Consider the following 15,373-nt stretch of genomic DNA (forward strand, 5'->3'; position numbering starts at 1 on the left):
GGGCGCTTGTAAGAAGTCGTGTTGATTTGTATCAGGAGATCTGGCGGTCGCAGCAGCCCCTCAATGCCCCATGAGCCAGTGCTGGTGAGGACCGGGCAGGGTCCACAGGCCAAAGAGAATCACCAGCACGCCGCCGGCCATGCGCACTCCGCGACGGCGCAGCAGGCTACCCATCCGCTCGGCCGCCAGCCCCGTGGCCAGCAGCACCGGCCAGGTGCCCAGGCCGAACGCCAGCATCAGCGCCGCGCTGTGCAGTGCATCGCCCTGGCTCGCCGCCCACAGCAGGGTGCTGTACACCAGGCCACACGGCAACCAGCCCCACAAGGCGCCCAGCAGCAAGGCCCGGGGCAGGCTGGATACCGGCAGCAGGCGCGTGGCCAGCGGCTGCACATGGCGCCAAAGTCCGCGCCCGAGTGCCTCGATACGGGTCAGGCCGCTCCACCAGCCGGCCAGGTACAGGCCCATGGCGATCAGCAGCAACGCGGCCGCGACTCGCAAACCGGTCGCCAGCGGGCTGCTGGCCAGGGCCACGCCAGCCAGGCCGAGCAGCAAGCCGGCGGCGGCATAGCTGAGGATGCGCCCGAGGTTGTAGGCCAGCAGCAGGCGCAGGCGCCGGCTGCGCTGCTCGGGAGGGATGGCCAGGGTCAGCGCGCCCATCAGGCCGCCGCACATACCCAGGCAATGGCCGCCACCGAGCAGGCCCAGGACCAGCGCCGAGCCCAGCAGGGGGATCAGTTCAGGCACGCGGGGTCGTGTCCTGGTCTTTGGGCTTTTCGCCCTCAGGCTTCACGGCCGCCTGATGGCAAGGGTCCTGGTCATCGAACAGGATGCTGTGGGCCGGGCCTTCCAGGTCGTCGTACTGGCCGCTGTCCACCGCCCAGAAGAAGATGTACACGGCGACACCGACCAGCAGCAGGGCGGCGGGGATCATCACGTAGAGGGCGGGCATAGCGGTTTCCTTTCGAGCGACGCGGGCTCGCGCCCGGGCGGTGTCACGCCGCTGGGCAGCCGGGTCAGGCGCAGGGCGTTGAGCACCACGATCAGCGAGCTGACCGACATGCCGATCGCCGCCCACACCGGGGTGATCCAGCCGAGCGCGGCGAACGGCAGCATGAGGCCATTGTACAGCGTCGCCCAAAGCAGGTTCTCGATAATGTTGCGGCGGGTCCGGCGGGCCAGTTCGAAGGCCTGCACCAGCGCCTGCAGGCGGTTGGACAGCAGCACCGCGTCGGCGCAGGTCTTGGCCAGGTCCGTGGCGCTGCCCATGGCGATGCTGATGTCGGCGGCGGCCAGTACCGGCACATCGTTGACGCCGTCGCCGAGCATCAGCACCTTGCGCCCTTCACCTTGCAGCGTTTTCAGGCGGGCGAGCTTGTCGTCCGGACGCAGGCCGCCGACGGCCTGGTCGATGCCCAGTTGCGCGGCCACCTGCGCAACCATCGGCGAACTGTCGCCGGACAGCAGCAGCGTGTTCCAGCCGCGTGCCTTGCAGGCCGTCACCAGGTCCTGGGCGTCGTCGCGCAGGCGGTCATCCAGGCCGAACCAGGCCAGTGGCCCTTGCTGGTCCCCGAGCAGCAGCCATTGCCCCTGTGGTTCCGGTACGTTGGGTACCTCGGCGCCACTGAGTGCGCAGACGAAGGTGGCCTGGCCGATGCGCAGGCGCTGGCTTGCCAGCATGCCCTCCAGGCCCAGCCCCGGCACGGCGGTGACGGTTTCGGCCGCCTGCGCGGCGCGACCGAAGGCACGGGCGATGGGGTGTTCGGAGCGATTTTCCAGCGCCGCCGCCAGCGCCAGGCACTGGTCAGCGTCCAGTTGGCCCAGCGGGCGGATGCTGCGCAGGGCCAGGCGGCCTTCGGTGAGGGTGCCGGTCTTGTCGAAGATCACCGTGTCGATCTGGTTGAGGCCCTCGAGCACATGCCCGCGGGTCACCAGCAGGCCGAGCTTGTGCAGGCTGCCGGTGGCGGCGGTGAGGGCGGTGGGGGTGGCCAGCGACAGGGCACAAGGGCAGGTGGCGACCAACATGGCCAGGACGATCCAGAACGCCCGGGGCGCATCGAGCTGCCACCAGAGGACACCGATCACGGCGGCGGCAACCAACGTGAACAGCAGGAACCATTGTGAGGCGCGGTCGGCGATTTCCGCCAGGCGCGGTTTTTCCGACTGGGCGCGCTCCAGCAGGCGGACGATGGCCGACAGGCGCGAGTCCTGGCCCAGGGCCCGGACCTCGACCGTGAGCGTGCTTTCGACGTTGAGGGTACCGCCGGTCACCCGGTCGCCGACGTGGCGCGACAGAGGCAGGTATTCGCCGGTCAGCAGCGATTCGTCGACGCTGGAGCGGCCGTCGACGATCAGCCCGTCGGCCGGGATCACCGCGCCGGGCAATACCTGCACGTGGTCGCCGCACTGCAGTTCGCCGAGCAGGATGCGCTCGGCCTGGCCGTTGGCGTCCAGTCGCAGGCACGAGGCCGGCAGCAGGTTGACCAGCTGCGCGGTGGCCGCCGCGGTACGTTCGCGGGCGCGGCGCTCCAGGTAGCGGCCGGTGAGCAGGAACAGGGCGAACATGCCCACGGTGTCGAAATACAGTTCGCCGTGGCCGGTAATCGCGGTCCAGATCCCGGCGCAGTAGGCCAGGGCAATGGCCAGCGACACCGACAGGTCCATGGTCAGGTGGCGGGTACGCAGGTCGCGGGCCGCACCCTTGAAGAACGGTGCGCAGCTGTAGAACACGATGGGCGTGGTGAGGAACAGCGCGACCCAGCGCAGGATGGTGTGCAGCTCGGGCGACAGGTCGATGTTGAATTCCGGCCAGGTGGCCATGGTCGCCATCATCGCCTGGAACCACAGCAGCCCGGCCACGCCCAGGCGGCGCAGGGCGCTGCGGTTCTCCCGGGCCAGCTGTTCGGCGGCCTGGTCGGGCTGGTAGGGATGGGCGGCGTAGCCGATGTGGCGTAGCCCGGCCAGCAGCTGCGACAGTGGCAGTTGCTGGTCGTCCCAGTTGACCAGCAGGCGATGGTTGGACAGGTTCAGGCGGGCGTCGACGACGCCGGGCAGGTTGCGCAGGTGCTTCTCGATCAGCCAACCACAGGCGGCGCAGCTGATGCCCTCGACCAGCAAGGTGGCCTCGGCCAGTTCGCCTGTGTGGCGCACGAAGGTCTGCTGCACGTCGCTGCGGTCGTACAGGGCCAGCTCGTCCTGGAGTTGACGGGGCAGGGCCTCGGGGTTGGCGCTGGTGTCGCTGCGGTGCTGGTAGTAGTGCTGCAGGCCCCCGGCGACGATGGACTCGGCCACCGCCTGGCAGCCGGGGCAGCAGAATGCCCGGGGCTCGCCAAGCACCACGGCGGTGAAGCGGCTGCCGGCGGGGACGGGCAGGGCGCAGTGGTAGCAGGGGGTGGGTTGGCTCATCGACATCTCTTCTTGCTGCAGCGGGTTCGTGGCAGCGGGCTTGCCCCGCGATGGGCCTGGAATGCTGGTTTTCAGGCCCGCCCCCACGAGGTGTGGTGTGTCGCTGTTACTGGTGCTCGGCCCCTTGAATGGCTTCATCGCCCAGTTGCAAGGTCACCCCATGCTCGACCTTCTCCTCCTCGAACAACCGCCACACATGGTCGTCCTGGCTGCCGAGCAGCTCGACGAAGCGCCGGCCGTCGACCTTGTCGTCCAGCTGGCCGACATAGCGGCCTGGCTCGGTGCGTGCCAGCTGCACCTTGCGGTCCTTGGCCGGCTGGGTCGGCGAGATCAGGTTCAACTCCAGCGTCTGCGGGGCACTATTGCCGGTCAGGCGCACTTCGACTTCGCCGGTCAGCTCGTCCAGGTGCACGCTGGCCTTGAGGTTGAGGGTTTGGGCCAGCAGCTCGCGGTCCAGTGAGCGGTTGATGCCCTTGCCGGCCTCGTAGTAGTTGTCGTTGACCAGGTTGTCCGGGTTGCGCACGGCGATGCTGACCATGGTCAGGCTCAGGCACACCGAGGTGGCCAGGATACCTATGATGATCCAGGGCCAGAGGTGCTTGTACCAGGGGCTGGCGGCGGTGGCGGCAGGCATTGTCTAGGTTCTCTTTCAGCGGATCTGTGGGCCGATGAAGCGGCTCTTGGCTTCAACCTGGCTGGCGCTGTCGTCAGCGTCCTTGAGGATGAAGGTGATTTCGTTGGTGGTCGAGGGCAGCTGCTCCGGTGCGACCGACAACTGCACCGGCAGGTTGACGATATCGCCGGCGGCCACGCGGATCTCGCGCTGGCCTTCGAGCTTGAGGTCGGGCAGGCCGGCGGCGTCGAGTACGTAGACGTGGTCGCGCTGGTCCTTGTTCATCACCTTGAGGCTATAGACGTTCTCGATCCGCCCTTGTGCGTTCTCGCGGTACAGCACGCGGTCCTTGGCCACGTCGAAGCCCACCAGCGAACGGGTGGCGAAGGCGGTGACCAGGGCGCCGATCATCACCAGCAGCACCAGGGCATAGCCGATCAGGCGCGGGCGCAGCATGTGGGTCTTCTGCCCTGACAGGTTGTGCTCGGTGGTGTAGCTGATCAGCCCCTTGGGGTAGTTCATCTTGTCCATGATGCTGTCGCAGGCGTCGATGCAGGCGGCGCAGCCGATGCACTCGATCTGCAGGCCGTCACGAATGTCGATGCCGGTGGGGCAGACCTGCACGCACATGGTGCAGTCGATGCAGTCGCCCAAACCCTTGGCCTTGTAGTCGATGTCCTTCTTGCGCGGGCCGCGGGTTTCGCCGCGGCGCGGGTCGTAGGAAACGATCAGGGTGTCCTTGTCGAACATCACGCTCTGGAAGCGCGCGTAGGGGCACATGTAGATGCACACCTGCTCGCGCAGCCAGCCGGCGTTGCCGTAGGTGGCCAGGGTGAAGAAGCCGACCCAGAAGTAGGCCCAGCCATCGGCCTGGCCGGTAAAGAACTCGATCGCCAGTTCGCGGATCGGCGCGAAGTAACCGACAAAGGTCATGCCGGTGACGAAGCCGATCAACAGCCACAGGCTGTGCTTGGCCAGCTTGCGCAGGAGCTTGTTGGCGCTCATGGGCGCCTTGTCCAGCTTCATGCGCTGGTTGCGGTCACCTTCGGTGACTTTCTCGCACCACATGAACACCCAGGTCCACACGCTTTGCGGGCAGGTGTAGCCGCACCAGACCCGGCCGGCGTACACGGTGATGAAGAACAGGCCGAAGGCGGCGACGATGAGGATGCCCGAGAGCAGGATGAAGTCCTGGGGCCAGATGGTGGCGCCGAAGATGTAGAACTTGCGCTCGGGCAGGTTCCACCACACGGCCTGGTGGCCGCCCCAGTTCAACCAGACGGTGCCGAAATACAGCAGGAACAATACCGCGCCACCAACCATCCGCAGCCTGCGGAAAATGCCGGTGAAGGCGCGGGTATAGATTTTTTCGCGCGAGGCGTAGAGGTCGACGGAATCCTTCCCTTTGCTGGCAGGCGGGGTGACGTCATGTACCGGAATTTGCTTGCTCATCATCAAGTCCCACGGCAGTGGAGAAATGCCGCGGCCAGTGCGTGCCGGCCGCAGTCTCGCGCGTTCTGCTAGCGCTCTGCGGCCCATGATACGCCTGTGATGGCGCATGCGGGGCGCACTGCGACACTTAGTCGCGTTGGGTTCGTGGTGTGAATCGTGTTATGGCGGGTGTCAATTGATCCATGTCAGTCGCGGCTGTTTTTGCATGTGCTGAAACAGCCATGGGAGCGGCGTGCCGCCGCTCCCATGGTTCGACATCACTCGGCTTGTGGGGCCTGCTGCTGTTCCTGGTGTGACAGGCTATACACGTACGCCGCCAGCAGATGCACCTTGTCGTTGCCCTGCATCTGCGCCTGGGCCGGCATCTGGCCCTGGCGACCATAGCGGATGGTCTGTTGCAACTGGGCGAAGCTCGAACCGTAGATGAACGCTTGCGGGTGGGTCAGGTTGGGCGCGCCCATCGCCGGGGTGCCCTTGCCTTCGGGGCCGTGGCAGGCCACGCAGTTGGTGGCGAAGATTTCCTTGCCCTTGGCCGGGTCGGCCTTGGCGTCCTCGGGCAGCTTGCGACCGTCGAGGTTGGTCAGCACGAAGGCCGCCACATCCGCCACGCCCTGTTCGCCGATGACCGTGGCCCAGCCTGGCATCACGCCATGGCGACCGTTCATGATGGTGGTCTTGATGGTCTCCGGCTCACCGCCCCAGCGCCAGTCGTTGTCGGTCAGGTTGGGGAAACCGTAGGCGCCGCGGGCATCGGAGCCGTGGCACACCGAGCAGTTGGAGGCGAACAGGCGCGCGCCCATCTTCAGTGCCTGCGGGTCCTTGGCCACTTCCTCCACCGGCATGGCGGCGAACCTGGCGAAGATCGGCCCGAAGCGGGCGTCGGCCTTGGCCATTTCCTTTTCCCATTCGTGCACGCCGGTCCAACCGGCCTGGCCGTTGGAAAACTCGGTCTTCTTTTCGTTGTCGACGTAGGCGTAGCCCGGCAGGATGCCTTTCCAGTTGCCCAGGCCCGGGTAGAGCACCAGGTAGCCGAGGGCGAAGACGACGGTGCCGACGAACAGCCAGAACCACCATTTCGGCAGGGGGTTGTCGTACTCCTCGATGCCGTCGAAGGCGTGGCCGACGACTTCGTCGGTGATCTCCTCGCGCTGGCCCCGGCGGGTCGACAGCAGCAGCCAGGTCAAGGCGAAGATGGTGCCCAGGGTCAGGACGGTGACGTACAGACTCCAGAAGGTTGTCATTGTTTTTTGCTCCTAGAAGCTTGTGCTTGCTCGACGTGACGGGTGGCCTCGGGGTCGTCCGCGAACGGCAATTGCGTTGCCTCGTCGAATTCCCGCTTGCGCCGTGGGCTGAACACCCACAGCGCAAGGCCCACGAAGGCCACCAGCACCACGACGGTACCCAGGCCGCGAATCATCCCGATATCCATCACGGTCACCGTTTGCTCTTGATGAGGGTGCCAAGGCCTTGCAGGTACGCGACCAGGGCGTCCATCTCGGTCTTGCCCTTGACCGCGTCGGCGGCGCCGGCGATGTCTTCATCGGTGTAGGGGGTGCCCAGGGTGCGCAGCACTTCCATCTTCTTGGCGGTGTCCTTGCCGTCGAGCTTGTGCTCGACCAGCCACGGGTACGACGGCATCTTCGACTCCGGCACCACGTTGCGCGGGTTGTACAGGTGCGCACGGTGCCAGTCGTCCGAGTAGCGCCCGCCGACCCGGGCCAGGTCCGGGCCGGTGCGCTTGGAGCCCCACAGGAACGGGTGGTCCCAGACGCTTTCGCCGGCTACCGAGTAGTGGCCGTAGCGCTCGGTTTCGGCGCGGAACGGGCGGATCATCTGCGAGTGGCAACCGACGCAGCCTTCGCGGATGTAGATGTCGCGGCCTTCGAGCTCCAGCGCGGTGCGTGGCTTCATGCCCTCGACCGGCTTGTTGGTGACGTCCTGGAAGAACAGCGGGACGATCTGGGTCAGGCCGCCGACGCTGACGGCGATGACCATGAAGAAGGCCATCAGGCCAATGTTCTTCTCGACTGCTTCATGCTTCATCAGTGGGCTCCCACGACGACGATCTTGGTGGCTTCCTCAGCCTCCACCGGGTTGGCGGCGCGCACGGTGCGGTACACGTTGTAGGCCATCAGCAGCATGCCGGAGGCGAAGAACGCCCCGCCCAGGGCGCGAACGATGAAGCCCGGGTGGCTGGCCTGCAGGGCTTCGACGAAGGAGTAGGTGAGGGTGCCGTCGTCGTTGATGGCGCGCCACATCAGGCCCTGGGTGATGCCGTTGACCCACATCGAGGCGATGTACAGCACGGTGCCGATGGTCGCCAGCCAGAAGTGCGCGTTGATCAGCCCGACACTGTGCATCTGCTGGCGGCCGTAGAGTTTCGGGATCATGTGGTAGACCGCGCCGATCGAGATCATCGCCACCCAGCCGAGGGCGCCGGCGTGGACGTGGCCGATGGTCCAGTCGGTGTAGTGCGACAGCGAGTTGACCGTCTTGATGGCCATCATCGGGCCTTCGAAGGTGGACATGCCGTAGAACGCCAGCGACACCACGAGGAAGCGCAGGATCGGGTCGGTACGCAGCTTATGCCAGGCGCCCGACAGGGTCATCATGCCGTTGATCATGCCGCCCCAGCTCGGCGCCAGGAGGATGATCGACATCACCATGCCCAGCGACTGCGCCCAGTCCGGCAGCGCGGTGTAGTGCAGGTGGTGGGGGCCGGCCCAGATGTACAGGGTGATCAGCGCCCAGAAGTGCACGATCGACAGGCGATAGGAGTAGATCGGCCGTTCGGCCTGCTTGGGCACGAAGTAGTACATCATCCCCAGGAAACCGGTGGTGAGGAAGAAGCCCACGGCGTTGTGGCCGTACCACCACTGGATCATCGCGTCGGTGGCCCCGGCGTAGGCCGAGTAGGACTTGAACAGGCTCACCGGCAGCGAGATGTGGTTGACGATGTGCAGCATCGCGGTGACCACGATGAAGGCGCCGTAGAACCAGTTGCCGACATAGATGTGCTTGGTCTTGCGCTTGACGATGGTGCCGAAGAACACCAGGGCGTAGGTGACCCAGACGATGGCCAGCAGGATCGCCAGCGGCCACTCGAGCTCGGCGTATTCCTTGGTGGTGGTGAAGCCCATCGGCAGGGTGATCAGCGCGCCGACGATCACCGCCTGCCAACCCCAGAAGGTGAAGGCGGCCATGCTGTCGGAGATCAGGCGGGTCTGGCAGGTGCGCTGCACCACGTAGTAGCTGGTGCCGAACAGGGCACAGCCACCGAAGGCGAAGATCACCAGGTTGGTGTGCAGCGGGCGCAGGCGGCCGAAGCTCGTCCATGGCAGGTCCAGGTTGAGCTGGGGCCATACCAGTTGCGAGGCGATGAAGACGCCGAGCCCCATGCCAAGGATCCCCCAGACCACCGTCATGATGGCGAACTGGCGGACGACCTTATAGTTATAAGCAGTCGGACTGATTGCAGTGCTCATTCTAAGGTTCCACGGTTTGGGTGTTCTTGTTGGTTGGTAAATCGGCGCCAGTATTGATAACCACCAGGGTTATGGCAACGCAAGTTGTGTACGCCGACCCGTGTCCAGGCCCTTTTCGCCACCGTCCCGTGGCGTTGGGGGTTGAACGATTGTACACAAATAAATATTTGTAATGTGTACCGTTTTCCATGTTTTTCTGATCGTTCGGTCAAGCTTTTGTTCTTGGGGCGGGCACGCAAGGCACATCCCAAAGCCGCAGGCTCGAGCGTCCAGGTTGGATGCGTGATGTCAGGCTGTGCACCACGTCTGTTCCGGTCGCTGCGAGCGGAGCCACTGTGGCAACAAGCTTAGTTGTGTTCGGAGGGGGTGCAAGGTGGGGAGGGTAGAGCGGGCCTGTGGGAGCGGACTTGCTCCCACAGGGGTGTTGCGCTTGCTTACTTGGCGGTTACGGTTTCCGGCACTTCATCCTGCGACAGGCTGTAGACATAGGCCGCCAGCAGGTGGACCTTGTCATTGCCCTGGATATCCTGCTGCGCCGGCATCTGGCCCTGGCGGCCGTAGCGGATGGTCTGCTGCAGCTGGGCGAAGCTCGAGCCGTAGATGAACGCCTGCGGGTGGGTCAGGTCGGGTGCGCCCATGGCGGGGGTGCCCTTGCCTGCGGGGCCGTGGCAGGCCACGCAATTGCTGGCGAAGATCTCCTGGCCCTTGGCCGGGTCGGCCTTGACGCCTTCCGGCAGGCTGCGGCCATCGAGGTTGGTCAGCACGAACGCGGCGACATCTGCCACGCCCTGCTCGCCGATCACCGTGGCCCAGCCCGGCATCACGCCGTGGCGGCCGTTCATGATCGAGGCCTTGATAGTCTCCGGCTCGCCGCCCCAGCGCCAGTCCTTGTCGGTCAGGTTGGGGAAGCCGTAGGAGCCCTTGGCGTCGGAGCCGTGGCACACCGAGCAGTTGGAGGCGAACAGCCGGCTGCCCATCTTCAGCGCCTGCGGGTCCTTGGCCACTTCCTCCACCGGCATGGCGGCATACTTGGCGAAGATCGGGCCGAACTTGGCGTCAGCCTTGTCCATCTCTTTCTGCCACTCGTCCACCTGGGTCCAGCCGTTCTCGTAGCCGGGCAGGATGCCTTTCCAATTGCCCAGGCCTGGGTAGAGGATCAGGTAACCGACCGAGAACACCAGGGTGCCGACGAACAGCCAGAACCACCATTTCGGCAGCGGGTTGTCGTACTCCTCGATGCCATCGAAGCTGTGGCCCATGGTCTGGTCGGTGGTGTCGCTGCTCTGGCCCTTGCGGGTGCCGAGCAGCAGCCAGGTCAGGCCGATCAGGCTGCCGATGGTCAGTACGCTGATGTACGTACTCCAGAAGGTGGTCATTGCCGGGTACTCCTCATTGCAGCAGGTTCCTGCCCGGCGGGGGGCAGGCGGTCGTCGACGAAGGGCAGCAGGCGCGCTTCGGCGAAATCACGGTCGCGGCGGCGGTTGAACACCCAGAGCGACAAGCCGATGAAGGCGATCATCACCAGCAGGGTGCCCAGGCCGCGGATCATGCCGATGTCCATTTCCATCGCACTCACCTCTTGTTCTTGATCGCGGTGCCGAGCACCTGCAGGTAGGCGACCAGCGCGTCCATCTCGGTCTTGCCCTTGACGGCGTCCTTGGCCCCGGCGATGTCATCGTCGGTGTACGGCACGCCCAGGTTGCGCAGGACGCGCATCTTGACGTCGGTGTGGCTGTTGTCGACCTGCGAGGACACCAGCCACGGGTAGGACGGCATCTTCGACTCAGGCACCACGTTGCGTGGGTTGTACAGGTGCGCACGGTGCCAGTCGTCCGAGTAGCGCCCGCCGACCCGGGCCAGGTCCGGGCCGGTGCGCTTGGAACCCCACAGGAACGGGTGGTCCCAGACGCTTTCGCCGGCCACCGAGTAGTGACCGTAGCGCTCGGTTTCGGCGCGGAACGGCCGCACCATCTGCGAGTGGCAGCCGACGCAGCCTTCGCGGATGTAGATGTCGCGGCCTTCGAGCTGCAGGGCGGTGTAGGGCTTCATGCCTTCGACCGGCTTGTTGGTCACGTCCTGGAAGAACAGCGGGACGATCTGGGTCAGGCCGCCGATGCTGACGGCGAACACCATCAGCAGGGCCATCAGGCCTATGTTTTTCTCAACGACTTCGTGTTTCATCAGGCTCTACTCCTCAAGCCAGCTGGGCATTGGCGGTGGCTTGCTCGGCAGCCGGGGCACGCACGGTGCGCCAGGTGTTCCAGGCCATCAGGAACATGCCGCTGAGGAAGATCACGCCGCCGACGAAGCGCACGACGAAGCCTGGGTGGCTGGCCACCAGGGTTTCGACGAACGAGTAGGTCAGCGTGCCGTCGCTGTTGACCGCGCGCCACATCAGGCCCTGGGCGATACCGTTGACCCACATCGAGGCGATGTAGAGCACGGTGCCGATAGTGGCCAGCCAGAAGTGCGCGTTGATCAGCCCGAGGCTGTACATGCGCTCCTTGCCGAACACTTTCGGGATGGTGTGGTACAGCGCGCCGATGGAGATCATCGCCACCCAGCCGAGCGCGCCGGCGTGGACGTGGCCGATGGTCCAGTCGGTGTAGTGGGATAGGGCGTTGACCGTCTTGATGGCCATCATCGGGCCTTCGAAGGTGGACATGCCGTAGAACGCCAGCGAGACGACCAGGAAGCGCAGGATCGGGTCGCTGCGCAGCTTATGCCAGGCGCCCGAGAGGGTCATCATGCCGTTGATCATGCCGCCCCAGCTCGGTGCCAGGAGGATCAGCGACATGATCATGCCCAGCGACTGCGCCCAGTCCGGCAGCGCGGTGTAGTGCAGGTGGTGCGGGCCTGCCCAGATGTACAGGGTGATCAGCGCCCAGAAGTGCACGATCGACAGGCGATACGAATACACCGGACGTTCGGCCTGCTTGGGCACGTAGTAGTACATCATCCCCAGGAAGCCGGCGGTGAGGAAGAAGCCCACGGCGTTATGGCCGTACCACCACTGCACCATGGCATCGGTGGCGCCGGCGTACAGCGAGTAGGACTTGGTCAGGCTGACCGGTACTTCCAGGTTGTTGACGATATGCAGGATCGCCACGGTCAGGATGAAGGCGCCGAAGAACCAGTTGCCGACATAGATATGCTTGGTGTTGCGCTTCATCAGCGTACCGAAGAACACCACGGCATAGGCGACCCAGACGATGGTGATCAGGATGTCGATCGGCCACTCCAGTTCGGCGTACTCCTTGGTGCTGGTGTAGCCCAGCGGCAGGCTGATGGCCGCCAGCAGGATCACCAGTTGCCAGCCCCAGAAGGTGAACGCGGCCAAGCGCGGTGCGAACAGGGTGGTCTGGCAGGTGCGTTGCACCGAATAATACGAGGTGGCGAACAGGGCACAGCCACCGAAGGCGAAGATCACCGCGTTGGTATGCAAGGGTCGCAGGCGGCCGAAGCTGGTCCACGGCAGGTCAAGGTTGAAGGCGGGCCAGGCGAGCTGGGCGGCAATGAAGACGCCGAGCCCCATCCCGACGATGCCCCACACCACCGTCATGATGGCGAATTGGCGGACCACCTGATAGTTGTAGGCGGTACTGCTGGTTGTGTTCATGTATGGGTTCCCATCCACGGTTATAGGCAGGCTAGACAGCGAGGCAAGCATGATTAATGGGCAAAGTGCCGGTATTGACGGGGATCAATGGGCGAAGATCGGAAATGTCCCAGGCTTGCGCTGCGATCCTCCGCAAATTCCGGCGGATCGCGGCGTTTGCGGCTGCCTGATCCTGGCCCACGGCGCCGGTGCGCCGATGGACAGCGGGTTCATGGAGGACATGGCGCAAAGGCTGGCGGGGCAAGGGGTAGGGGTGGTGCGCTTCGAGTTTCCCTACATGGCCGAACGACGGTTGAACGGCGGCAAGCGGCCGCCCAATCCGCAGAAGGTATTGCTGGAGTCCTGGCGGACTGTATACGAACAGGTGCGGCGTTTAGCCGCAGGCCCGTTGGCCATAGGTGGCAAGTCCATGGGAGGGCGCATGGCCAGCCTGTTGGCTGATGAACTGGGCGCCGATGCGCTGGTGTGCCTGGGGTATCCGTTCTATGCCGTTGGCAAGCCGGAGAAACCTCGCGTGGAGCATCTTGCAGGCCTGCGCACACGCACGCTGATCGTGCAGGGCGAGCGGGATGCCCTGGGCAATCGCGAGGCGGTCGAGGGGTATGCGCTATCGCCGGCGATCGAGGTGAGCTGGCTGGCGGCGGCGGACCATGATCTGAAGCCGCTGAAGGCGTCCGGGTTCAGCCATGAGCAGCATATGCAGGCGGCGGCGGAGCGGGTGGCTAGGTTTCTCTCATAAAGAGAAACCCCTGTAGGAGCGGCTTTTAGCCGCGATCACCCGCGAAGCGGGTGCCAGGCATCGCGTTGCCTGCATCGCGGCTAAAGCCGCTCCTACCCGGAAATGGCGTAGGGGCCGGCTTGCTTAGTCGCGGTACTCGCACAGGTAGGCAGTGTCCACGGCCACCCTCAGCTGAAACTTGCTGTCGGCGGCCACGTTGAACTTGTCGCCAGCATTGAAGGTTTCCCAGTTGTCGCTACCTGGAAGCTTCACGCTCAGGGCGCCGGAGACCACGTGCATGATTTCGCGCTTGGCGGTGCCGAACTCGTACTCGCCCGGGGCCATCACGCCCACGGTGGCTGGACCTTCCTTGCCTTCGAAGGCGATCGACTTGACGGTGCCATCGAAGTACTCATTGACCTTGAACATCGGGCGACTCCTGAAAAAGCAATGAAAAAAGGCTGGCCAGTATGCCCAAGGCCCGCCCCAGCGTCATCTGTTTCAGGCCGTGCCCGGCGGCAGGCTAAAGGGCAGCAGGCGGGCGGTGTTGCGGGCGTCTTCCAGGGCTCGGTGCTGCTGCCCGGAAAACTGCAGGCCGGCCAGTTGCAAGGCGCTGTTCAGGCCCGCCGGGCGCTGCAGGTGGCGGGCCTTGGCGAAGCGTTGCTTGAGGTTGATGTGCGGCAGTTGTTCCAGCAGGCTGCGCACATGGTGCAGTTGCCATTCCTGCAGCAGTTGCTTGCGGTCGTAGTCGCCCCAGCTTATCCAGGCCTGCAACTGCGCCTGGTGCGGCTGCAGCCACTGCTCGAACTGGTGCCAGACCCGGTCGAATTTCTCCGCGCCATCGACGTCGGCCTGGGTGATGTGGGTCAGTTCGCAGCAGAATGGCGTCAATTGCGGCCGGCGCCTGGGGCGCACGAAACGCTGGAAGTGATCGACCTCGCGCCCTTCGCGGGTGACCAGGCTTGCGCCGATTTCAATGATTTCCATCTCCGTGACCGGCCAGCCGCCGTCGTCGGTGGTGGCTTCCAGGTCGATCACCAACCAGTGGCCCATGCCAGGCTCCCCTTCAATGCACAAAGGCCGGCGCGCTGATCTGAGCGGGCCGGCCGGTAGAGCGTAGCCAAAGTCGAGAGCCACGGCATCCCCTGGCACTTTGGCATATTCGGCGGTTGTGCCCATGTGGGAAAACGCCTAGTTTAGGCGCATTCAGGCCCCTACCCGTGATGAGTGTCTCGACTTGATCCCACTGCCCAGCGCCAAGGTTTGCTCTTCCCTGCTGTTGTTCGTCGCGGTAGCGCTGGGTGGTGCGGCGCGGGCCGACGAGGTGCTGGAAGTGAAGATCGGGGCGGCGCACTTTCCTCCGTATACCGTGCGCCCCGAGCAGGGCGCCGATACCGGTTTGCTGCCGCAATTGGTGGAGGCGTTGAACCGTTTGCAGTCCCGGCACCGTTTCGTCCTGGTGCCCACCTCGATTCCCCGACGCTTTGGCGACTTCCAGCAAGGCCGCACCGACATGGCGATTTTCGAGAACCCGCAGTGGGGCTGGCAGGAGATTGCCCACAAGACCGTGGACATGGGGCTGGAAGATGCCGAGGTGTTCGTCAGCCGTCAGCAGGCCGGGCGTGACCAGCACTACTTCGACGATCTCGAAGGCAAGCGCCTGGCGCTGTTCAATGGCTACCACTACGCTTTCGCCGATTTCAACCCGGACCCGGCCTGGTTGAAGAAACGCTACAGGGCGACCCTGACCTATTCCCACGACAGCAACCTGAACATGGTCGAGCGTGGGCGCGCGGACATCGCCCTGGTCACCCGTTCGTACCTCAGCGATTTTCTCAGGCGCAACCCGGACAGTGCCGGCCAGTTGCTGGCCTCGCAACGGGTCGACCAGGTCTACCATCACTACGCGCTGCTGCGCCCAGGGGCGTCCATCAGCCCCGAGGCGTTCGCCAGCCTGTTGCGCCAGCTGCGGGAAAACGGCGAGCTGCTGCGGATCTTCCAGCCTTACCAGATCACCGTCGAAGCGCCGCACGACTAGTGTGGTGTTTTGCAAACACGCCCCTGTTGGAGCGGGCTTGCCCCGC

At 64.9% G+C, this 15,373-nt stretch carries 17 protein-coding genes; 2 read left to right on the forward strand and 15 right to left on the reverse strand.

Features of this window, described 5'->3' with window-relative positions; all coding sequences use genetic code 11:
- Nucleotides 1-60: 60 nt before the first annotated feature.
- From DFS21_RS17570 to ccoN (DFS21_RS17635), 13 genes are all read right to left on the reverse strand, one after another.
- Nucleotides 61-744 carry a sulfite exporter TauE/SafE family protein gene (locus tag DFS21_RS17570; RefSeq protein WP_110699091.1) on the reverse strand — a complete coding sequence of 228 codons (684 nt, stop codon included), beginning with the start codon at nucleotides 742-744 and terminating at the stop codon, nucleotides 61-63.
- The gene (gene ccoS, locus DFS21_RS17575; protein ID WP_046856470.1) at nucleotides 737-949 is read right to left on the reverse strand and encodes a cbb3-type cytochrome oxidase assembly protein CcoS; all 213 of its coding nucleotides are present in this window, start codon (nucleotides 947-949) and stop codon (nucleotides 737-739) included. The genes DFS21_RS17570 and ccoS overlap by 8 nt, the downstream gene beginning before the upstream one ends.
- On the reverse strand, nucleotides 931-3,402 hold the full coding sequence (locus DFS21_RS17580) for a heavy metal translocating P-type ATPase (RefSeq protein ID WP_256591414.1): 2,472 nt from the start codon (nucleotides 3,400-3,402) through the stop codon (nucleotides 931-933). Before DFS21_RS17580 ends, ccoS begins: the two co-directional genes overlap by 19 nt.
- Nucleotides 3,403-3,508: 106 nt before the next feature.
- Nucleotides 3,509-4,036, reverse strand: coding sequence for a FixH family protein (locus tag DFS21_RS17585; RefSeq protein ID WP_110699089.1), 528 nt, complete (start codon nucleotides 4,034-4,036; stop codon nucleotides 3,509-3,511).
- Between the two features lie 15 nt (nucleotides 4,037-4,051).
- Nucleotides 4,052-5,467 (reverse strand): cytochrome c oxidase accessory protein CcoG, encoded by a 1,416-nt coding sequence (gene ccoG, locus DFS21_RS17590; RefSeq protein WP_102684960.1) that lies wholly within the window; start codon nucleotides 5,465-5,467, stop codon nucleotides 4,052-4,054.
- Between the two features lie 257 nt (nucleotides 5,468-5,724).
- Nucleotides 5,725-6,708 (reverse strand): cytochrome-c oxidase, cbb3-type subunit III, encoded by a 984-nt coding sequence (gene ccoP, locus DFS21_RS17595; protein WP_110699087.1) that lies wholly within the window; start codon nucleotides 6,706-6,708, stop codon nucleotides 5,725-5,727.
- Entirely contained in the window at nucleotides 6,705-6,896 is a 192-nt protein-coding gene (locus DFS21_RS17600) for a CcoQ/FixQ family Cbb3-type cytochrome c oxidase assembly chaperone (RefSeq protein WP_031315534.1), read from the reverse strand. Before DFS21_RS17600 ends, ccoP (DFS21_RS17595) begins: the two co-directional genes overlap by 4 nt.
- A 5-nt stretch (nucleotides 6,897-6,901) precedes the next feature.
- The gene (gene ccoO, locus DFS21_RS17605; protein WP_023631369.1) at nucleotides 6,902-7,510 is read right to left on the reverse strand and encodes a cytochrome-c oxidase, cbb3-type subunit II; all 609 of its coding nucleotides are present in this window, start codon (nucleotides 7,508-7,510) and stop codon (nucleotides 6,902-6,904) included.
- Nucleotides 7,510-8,952, reverse strand: coding sequence for a cytochrome-c oxidase, cbb3-type subunit I (ccoN, locus tag DFS21_RS17610; RefSeq protein WP_046856465.1), 1,443 nt, complete (start codon nucleotides 8,950-8,952; stop codon nucleotides 7,510-7,512). Before ccoN (DFS21_RS17610) ends, ccoO (DFS21_RS17605) begins: the two co-directional genes overlap by 1 nt.
- Nucleotides 8,953-9,386: 434 nt before the next feature.
- Nucleotides 9,387-10,328 carry a cytochrome-c oxidase, cbb3-type subunit III gene (ccoP, locus tag DFS21_RS17620; protein ID WP_102684963.1) on the reverse strand — a complete coding sequence of 314 codons (942 nt, stop codon included), beginning with the start codon at nucleotides 10,326-10,328 and terminating at the stop codon, nucleotides 9,387-9,389.
- Nucleotides 10,325-10,519: a cbb3-type cytochrome c oxidase subunit 3 gene (locus DFS21_RS17625; RefSeq protein ID WP_046856463.1), complete on the reverse strand. Its 195-nt coding sequence runs from the start codon at nucleotides 10,517-10,519 to the stop codon at nucleotides 10,325-10,327. The genes ccoP (DFS21_RS17620) and DFS21_RS17625 overlap by 4 nt, the downstream gene beginning before the upstream one ends.
- Before the next feature lie 5 nt (nucleotides 10,520-10,524).
- Nucleotides 10,525-11,133, reverse strand: a complete 609-nt coding sequence (ccoO, locus tag DFS21_RS17630; RefSeq protein ID WP_046856462.1) for a cytochrome-c oxidase, cbb3-type subunit II — start codon at nucleotides 11,131-11,133, stop codon at nucleotides 10,525-10,527.
- Between the two features lie 13 nt (nucleotides 11,134-11,146).
- Nucleotides 11,147-12,571, reverse strand: coding sequence for a cytochrome-c oxidase, cbb3-type subunit I (gene ccoN, locus DFS21_RS17635; protein WP_050706570.1), 1,425 nt, complete (start codon nucleotides 12,569-12,571; stop codon nucleotides 11,147-11,149).
- Nucleotides 12,572-12,620: 49 nt separating this feature from the next.
- On the opposite strand from ccoN (DFS21_RS17635), the gene DFS21_RS17640 reads away from it, so the two are divergent.
- Nucleotides 12,621-13,310 carry an alpha/beta family hydrolase gene (locus DFS21_RS17640; protein WP_110699163.1) on the forward strand — a complete coding sequence of 230 codons (690 nt, stop codon included), beginning with the start codon at nucleotides 12,621-12,623 and terminating at the stop codon, nucleotides 13,308-13,310.
- Between the two features lie 123 nt (nucleotides 13,311-13,433).
- Here the strand turns inward: DFS21_RS17640 and DFS21_RS17645 are convergent, their stop codons facing one another.
- A complete protein-coding gene (locus DFS21_RS17645; RefSeq protein ID WP_110699085.1) occupies nucleotides 13,434-13,718 on the reverse strand; it encodes a pyrimidine/purine nucleoside phosphorylase in 285 nt (94 codons plus the stop codon).
- Nucleotides 13,719-13,790: 72 nt separating this feature from the next.
- On the reverse strand, nucleotides 13,791-14,342 hold the full coding sequence (locus DFS21_RS17650; RefSeq protein WP_111532734.1) for an exonuclease domain-containing protein: 552 nt from the start codon (nucleotides 14,340-14,342) through the stop codon (nucleotides 13,791-13,793).
- A gap of 184 nt (nucleotides 14,343-14,526) precedes the next feature.
- Between DFS21_RS17650 and DFS21_RS17655 the strand changes: the two genes are divergently transcribed.
- A complete protein-coding gene (locus DFS21_RS17655) occupies nucleotides 14,527-15,327 on the forward strand; it encodes an ABC transporter substrate-binding protein (RefSeq protein WP_110699081.1) in 801 nt (266 codons plus the stop codon).
- Nucleotides 15,328-15,373: the final 46 nt, after the last annotated feature.

The organism is Pseudomonas sp. 2848 (assembly GCF_003253945.1).
In the GTDB taxonomy this organism is placed as follows: Bacteria; Pseudomonadota; Gammaproteobacteria; order Pseudomonadales; family Pseudomonadaceae; genus Aquipseudomonas.